General features: G+C 31.1%; 6 protein-coding genes and 1 pseudogene. All 7 read right to left on the minus strand.

What is annotated here, in order from left to right; translation table 11 throughout:
- Positions 1-509: AAA family ATPase (locus DIU01_RS15400; protein WP_290835996.1), on the minus strand; the 509-nt coding region annotated here is incomplete at its 3' end.
- Between the two features lie 20 nt (positions 510-529).
- Positions 530-1417 (minus strand): DUF4835 family protein, encoded by an 888-nt coding sequence (locus tag DIU01_RS15405; RefSeq protein WP_290835998.1) that lies wholly within the window; start codon positions 1415-1417, stop codon positions 530-532.
- Entirely contained in the window at positions 1410-2621 is a 1212-nt protein-coding gene (coaBC, locus tag DIU01_RS15410; RefSeq protein WP_290836000.1) for a bifunctional phosphopantothenoylcysteine decarboxylase/phosphopantothenate--cysteine ligase CoaBC, read from the minus strand. Before coaBC ends, DIU01_RS15405 begins: the two co-directional genes overlap by 8 nt.
- An 8-nt stretch (positions 2622-2629) precedes the next feature.
- Entirely contained in the window at positions 2630-2947 is a 318-nt protein-coding gene (locus DIU01_RS15415) for a DNA-directed RNA polymerase subunit omega (protein ID WP_290836002.1), read from the minus strand.
- A 6-nt stretch (positions 2948-2953) separates the two neighbouring features.
- On the minus strand, positions 2954-3748 hold the full coding sequence (locus DIU01_RS15420) for an outer membrane protein assembly factor BamD (RefSeq protein ID WP_290836004.1): 795 nt from the start codon (positions 3746-3748) through the stop codon (positions 2954-2956).
- A gap of 104 nt (positions 3749-3852) precedes the next feature.
- Positions 3853-4728: a 4-hydroxy-tetrahydrodipicolinate synthase gene (dapA, locus tag DIU01_RS15425; protein ID WP_290836006.1), complete on the minus strand. Its 876-nt coding sequence runs from the start codon at positions 4726-4728 to the stop codon at positions 3853-3855.
- 2 nt (positions 4729-4730) lie between these two features.
- Positions 4731-4954 (minus strand): annotated as a pseudogene (locus DIU01_RS15430) (hypothetical protein); the annotation flags it as partial.

A 4954-nucleotide genomic window follows, 5' to 3' on the forward strand; every position in this document is an offset into this window, starting at 1 on the left:
GATTTAGATTTTTTATAATCTTTTAATTTCGAAGAATAATCCGTTATTAAATCAAAATTAGAAGCAACTGAATCGATAATTTGAAATTGAACACCATCATCGGACAATTCTTGGGTTTGATGTTGCGAATGAATATCGATTAAATAGTTACTTAAATCTTGTAATTCGTTTAAGTTAACTGGTGTATCGTTTATAAAAGCTCTAGATTTTCCCGAAGGCAAAATTTCTCTTCTAATTATGGTATCGTCTTCATAATCGAGATCATTGGATTCGAAAAACGATTTTAAATTATAGTTTTTGATTTGAAAATGTGCTTCAATAATGCACTTTTCTTCTTTATTTTTAAGAGAATTTAAGTCGGCTCGTTTACCAAGAACTAAACCTAAAGCTCCAAGAAGTATTGATTTTCCTGCTCCAGTTTCTCCAGTAATTACAGAAAATCCATCAGAAAAAGTGACCGATAATTTTTCAATCAACGCAAAGTTTTCAATAGATAAAGATGTAATCATTTTTTAAATTTAATAGAAAATTAAAATTTAACCTGAGACCATTTGCTCGCGTTAATTGGAGAAATTTTATTCAAATTATCAACTAAATCTGAAACTGGAATTGATGGACCGCCACTGTATATGGCAACAATTTCATCTACTTTGGCATCAAAGAAAGTACGTGTTAAGTAGGAATTTGGTCGAACAGCATTTAGTTTATAAACATTGTTAAGCGAGTTTTTTATAGCTTCTTTAGCCGATTTTAAATCTTTATGCATGATATCGATTCCATCAAAATGATACGAATACAACGTTTCACGGTAGGCAACTAATGCTGGAGATAAAATATCACTTATTAGAAAAAATCTATTTTGGTTTTTTTCGGCTTGAGTCCAACCGCTGTAACCACTTTGAGCTGCTTGGTTTACAATATCTTGAGCAACTTGAAAATAAGGACTTCCTCCTTTAAGAGCAAACGTATCGGCATCTGTACCAATAATTAGATAACTATAAAATGCTATGACAGAAATTAAATTAGTATCAAATGAATTTGGATTATAAATCATATTTTCAAACTCTACATATCTAAAATTAAAATCTTTATCATTTATGTTAATGACTGGTGATGAGTAAGTAGAGTTGAAAGCTGGTCGAGAAGATTGCACTTGAATTGTTGCTCCAAATTGATTAGAATCATAGGAATTTATAATGATGAACATGGAGCAATTAATCTTTTCTCTTTGCGAATAAGATTGATCTGTCCATACCGTTTTATTCACAAAATCATTCAATGATGTTTGAAGATTTTTGAAAATTTGAACATTTGCATTGGTAATTTTGTCATAATTCACCGTAACAGTACAATCTAACTCTTGCCCTTTTGCAAATGCAATTATAAATAGAAATGAAACTAAAAAATATTTACGCATGGTAATGTTCTATTACTTTGTTAATTATGTCTTGAGCAACGTCTTCTTTTGATTTTAAATCCATTGGTTCAATAGTGAAATTAGAATCAATGAACGTAATTTTGTTGGTTGGTTTCCCAAATCCGGCACCTTCATCTTGAAGCGAGTTTAAAACTATCAAATCTAAGTTTTTTTTCTGAATCTTCAACTTAGCATTTTCTATTTCATTTTCAGTTTCAAGGGCAAAACCAATTAAAAACTGATTTTTCTTTATTTCTCCCAATGAAGCTAGAATATCTTTCGTCTTTTCTAACTCAATTGAAAAACAAGTATCGCTCTTTTTTATCTTTTGATCAGCAACAACTTTAGGTCTGTAATCTGCAACAGCTGCGGCTGCAATAGCAACATCAACATCATTGTAATACTGATGACAGGCATCATACATTTCTTGTGCAGAAACGACTCTAACCAAATTTATAAAATCATTTTTTACTTTAAAATGAGTTGGTCCAGAAACTAAAATCACCTCTGCGCCTAGATTGGCCGCGCAATTTGCAATATCAAAACCCATTTTTCCAGAAGAATGATTACCTATAAAACGTACAGGATCTATTGCTTCGTATGTTGGACCAGCAGTAATTAGTATTTTTTTTCCTTTTAATGGTAATTTACTCTCTAAATCGGCTTCTATAAAAGCGACTATATTTTCTGGTTCTGCCATTCTACCTTCTCCAGATAAACCGCTTGCGAGTTCACCAGATTCGGCAGGAATTATAGTATTTCCAAAATTTTGTAAGGCATTAAAAGAGGCAATTGTAGAAGGATGTTTGTACATATCCAAATCCATCGCTGGCGCAAAATAAACTGGGCATTTTGCCGATAAATAAGTTGCAACTAATAGATTATCACAGTTTCCGTTTACCATTTTAGACATGGTATTGGCAGTTGCTGGAGCAATGACCATTAAGTCTGCCCATAATCCGATTTCAACGTGATTGTTCCATTGCGCATTCTCGTCTTCTTCATTATAAAAAGAGGAATGCACAGGATTTTTAGATAAAGTCGATAAGGTTAATGGTGTTACAAAATCCTTAGAAGCAGGTGTCATTATCACTTGGACATGTGCACCTGCTTTTATAAAGAGTCTTACTAAAGTTGCTGTTTTATATGCGGCAATTCCACCAGAAACACCTAGCACTATTTTTTTTCCGCTTAAAACTGACATTTTAGCTATTATTTATCTGTGTTTCTATGGTAAATTTTATCGTCTAACCATTCTTGCACTGCAAGTGCATGAGGTTTTGGCAATTTTTCATAGAATTTAGAAACTTCAATTTGTTCTTTGTTTTCAAAGACTTCTTCTAAACTATCATTGTAAGTTGCAAATTCATCAAGCTTATCAATTAATTCTTTTTTGATTTCGGCATTGATTTGATTAGCACGCTTAGCGATAATAGTTATTGCTTCATAAACATTTCCTGTTGGCTCTTCAATAATATTTTTATTGTAAGTTATTGTGTTTACAGGAGCATTCGTCTTTTTTAAATCCATGACATTTTATTTAGTAAATTGTTTCAATTCTTTATCAATTCTAGCCATCATTTCGTCGGCTTCTTTTTTATATTTTGTATCTGCTTTAAATTTTACTAAACTTCCGTAAGATAATTTAGCAGTATTTAATCTAGCTTCCATTTTATCAACAACACTATTGATAGCCAATTGGTAAGCTGAATCTAATTTGTAAAACAAAGCATCTTCTTTATATGGTGTTCCAGGAAAATCAGAAACAAAATTATCTAAGGCAACAATTGCAGCTTTATAATCTGAAATTGAATTGTAAAGTTTGGCATTTTCGTATGCTTTTCTTTCTAATTTTGTTTTTAATTCTTTAATTATCGCATTGGCTTCTGCAAAATATTGAGAGTTTGGATAAGTGTCAATAAATACTTGAAGTTTATCAATAGCTTTGTCAGTATCTGTTTGATCTAAACTGTAAACTGTAGACTGCATTGAATAACTTTTTGCAGCTAAAAAAGCAGACTCTTCTAATTTTTCACTTTTTGGATAACTAGAAACAAAGCTTTCAAAATGATACGCAGACAAACCATATTGCTTATTTTTATAGTATGACATTGAATGCATGTAAAATAATTTTTCTGCTTGTGGTTTACCTTTGTATGCTGGAGCAATTTGTTCAAACAATGTAATTGCTTTAAAATATTTCCCTTTTTCGTATAATTTGGTTGCTGTTTCCAATTTTACAGCTACATCTTCTGTTTTTAAAGCTTTTTGATATTCATTACATGATGATACAAAAAGAACTAGAATGATGATTGATATTATTTTTCTCATTTTAATTTATCGGTGCTCGTAATCGATTTTATTTTCTTTAAAAACGAACTGCAAAATTAGTTAATAATTAGATACAATAAAATATTTTTTTTAGTTGCTATTTTTTACAACTTTTTAGTAAAATCTGAAAGTCTTTTTGCTAAATTTTCATCAACATTTACAAGTGGCAAACGAACAGTATTCTCTGAAAGTCCTAGTGTTTTATGCACTTCCTTAATTCCTGCAGGATTTCCTTGTTCAAAAATCATGTCGATTGATTCTGCCAACAAATAATGTAATTTATATGCTTCATCAACTTTTCTTTGCAATCCAAGACGAACCATATCTGAAAATTGTCTAGGAAAACCTTCTCCAATTACAGAAATCACTCCGCTTCCACCAGCTAAAACCATCGGTAAAGTAATCATATCGTCTCCAGAGATAACGTGAAAACCATCGGGTTTATTTTGAATTAACTTCATAGCTTGAACAATATCGCCAGCAGCTTCTTTAATAGCAACAATGTTTTTAAAATCATCAGCTAAACGAATAACTGTTGAAGGCAACATATTGCTTGAAGTTCTTCCTGGAACATTGTACAAAATTATTGGCAACGGAGACGCATTTGCAATAGCTTCAAAATGTCTATAAATTCCTTCTTGCGTTGGTTTATTATAATATGGAGAAACCGAAAGAACAGCAACAAATTTAGATAAATCTCTAGTTTTTAATTCATTGACAACCTCATGCGTATTATTTCCTCCAACTCCAAGAACTAGTGGTAATCGACTATTATTTGCTTCAATTACAGTATTAATTACCACTTCTTTTTCGTCTTGCGAAAGTGTTGCGTTTTCGGCAGTTGTACCAAGAACTACAAGATAATCAATTCCGTTATCGATTTGAAAATTTACAATTCGAGTTAATGCTTCTGTATCTACAGAAAAATCTTTTTTGAATGGTGTAACCAGTGCAACGCCGGTTCCAATTAATGATTGCATGTTTATAGTTTGTTTAATATTTTTAAATATTTGAATAATTCCTCAATAAAAACCTTGTAGTTTTCTGCATTTGTATCAATCATAAAATGATTTAATCGTTTATCGACACTTGCAAATCCTACTTTAAAATTGGCTTTCGATAGATTTGTAACTAGAATTAGTGGCGCTTTTTCTATGTCATAATAACTAATCAATAAATCAAAACTAGCATTAGTAAAGTCAGTTA

Source organism: Flavobacterium sp. (genome assembly GCF_003525665.1).
Lineage (GTDB): Bacteria > Bacteroidota > Bacteroidia > Flavobacteriales > Flavobacteriaceae > Flavobacterium.

Bases quoted from the DNA above. Each gene is read 5' to 3' on its own strand.
- dapA (WP_290836006.1), bottom strand. From the start codon at position 4,728: ATGCAATCATTAATTGGAACCGGCGTTGCACTGGTTACACCATTCAAA.
- DIU01_RS15420 (WP_290836004.1), bottom strand. From the start codon at position 3,748: ATGAGAAAAATAATATCAATCATCATTCTAGTTCTTTTTGTATCATCA.
- DIU01_RS15415 (WP_290836002.1), bottom strand. From the start codon at position 2,947: ATGGATTTAAAAAAGACGAATGCTCCTGTAAACACAATAACTTACAAT.
- DIU01_RS15405 (WP_290835998.1), bottom strand. From the start codon at position 1,417: ATGCGTAAATATTTTTTAGTTTCATTTCTATTTATAATTGCATTTGCA.
- coaBC (WP_290836000.1), bottom strand. From the start codon at position 2,621: ATGTCAGTTTTAAGCGGAAAAAAAATAGTGCTAGGTGTTTCTGGTGGA.